Origin of the sequence: Streptomyces torulosus (assembly GCF_001419765.1) — a bacterium.
In the GTDB taxonomy this organism is placed as follows: Bacteria; Actinomycetota; Actinomycetes; order Streptomycetales; family Streptomycetaceae; genus Streptomyces; species Streptomyces torulosus.
Window position 1 is genome coordinate 1 of the sequence record NZ_LIRK01001027.1, and the last position, 1,493, is coordinate 1,493.

Here is a 1,493-nt window from a genome sequence, read left to right on the forward strand (position 1 = left end):
CACAAACCCACCCCGCCCAGCCGGTTAGGCTGGCCCCGTGAAGGTCCTCGTCATCGGTAGCGGTGCCCGTGAGCACGCGCTGTGCCGTTCTCTGTCCCTCGACTCCGACGTCACCGCGCTCCACTGCGCCCCCGGCAACGCCGGCATCGCGGAGGTCGCCGAGCTGCACGCGGTGGACGCGCTGGACGGCGCCGCCGTGACCGCGCTGGCCACCCGCCTGGAGGTCGACCTGGTGGTCGTGGGCCCGGAGGCCCCCCTGGTCGCGGGCGTCGCCGACGCCGTGCGCGAGGCGGGCATCCCGGTGTTCGGCCCCTCCGGGGAGGCCGCGCAGCTGGAGGGCTCCAAGGCCTTCGCCAAGGAGGTCATGGCCGGCGCGGGTGTGCCCACCGCGCGGTCGTACGTCTGCACCACCGCGGAGGAGATCGACGAGGCGCTCGACGCCTTCGGCGCCCCGTACGTCGTGAAGGACGACGGGCTGGCCGCCGGCAAGGGCGTCGTCGTGACCCCGGACCTCGGCACGGCCCGCGAGCACGCGCTGGCCTGCGGTCGCGTCGTCATCGAGGAGTTCCTGGACGGCCCCGAGGTCTCCCTCTTCGCGATCACCGACGGCACGACCGTCCTCCCGCTCCAGCCCGCTCAGGACTTCAAGCGCGCGCTGGACGGCGACGAGGGCCCCAACACCGGCGGCATGGGCGCGTACTCCCCCCTCCCGTGGGCCGACCCCAAGCTGGTCGACGAGGTCCTCCAGACCGTGCTGCAGCCGACCGTCGACGAGATGCGCCGCCGCGGCACCCCGTTCTCCGGCCTGCTCTACGCCGGCCTGGCGATCACCGGTCGGGGCGTACGGGTCATCGAGTTCAACGCCCGCTTCGGCGACCCGGAGACCCAGGTCGTCCTGGCCCGCCTGAAGACCCCGCTGGCCGGTGTCCTGCTCGCCGCCGCCAACGGCACCCTCGGCGACCTCGAACCCCTCCGCTGGAGCGACGACGCGGCCGTCACGGTGGTCGTGGCCTCGCACAACTACCCCGGCACCCCGCGCACCGGCGACCCCATCACCGGGCTCGACGAGGTGGCCGCCGTGGACGCCCCGCACGCGTACGTGCTGCACGCCGGCACCAAGCGCGACGGCGACGCCGTGCTCAGCGCGGGCGGACGCGTCCTGTCCGTCACGGCCACCGGCAAGGACCTCACCCAGGCCCGCGACCGCGCGTACACCGCCGTCGCCCGCATCGGCCTGGATGGCTCCCAGCACCGCTCGGACATCGCCGCGAAGGCGGCGGCCGAGGCCTGACCGACGGTCGAACCGACGTACCCGGGCTCTGCGCGGGGCACCTGACACACCGCGCGACGGAGGTGTCCCGCGCGGCCCCCGAGCGCCGCGCGCCCCCCCACGAGTGCGCGACGCCCCGCGTACCCCCACCCGTACGCGAGCGCAACCGTGACGCTCGGCGCAGCCCAAAGGCTCTCGGACCCCCACCGAGCCCCCATCACCC

At 74.9% G+C, this 1,493-nt stretch carries 1 protein-coding gene; it reads left to right on the forward strand.

Annotated elements, in window-relative coordinates; genetic code table 11:
* Positions 1-37: 37 nt before the first annotated feature.
* The gene (gene purD, locus AOK23_RS43755) at positions 38-1,291 is read left to right on the forward strand and encodes a phosphoribosylamine--glycine ligase (RefSeq protein ID WP_055717898.1); all 1,254 of its coding nucleotides are present in this window, start codon (positions 38-40) and stop codon (positions 1,289-1,291) included.
* The last annotated feature ends 202 nt before the right edge of the window (positions 1,292-1,493 follow it).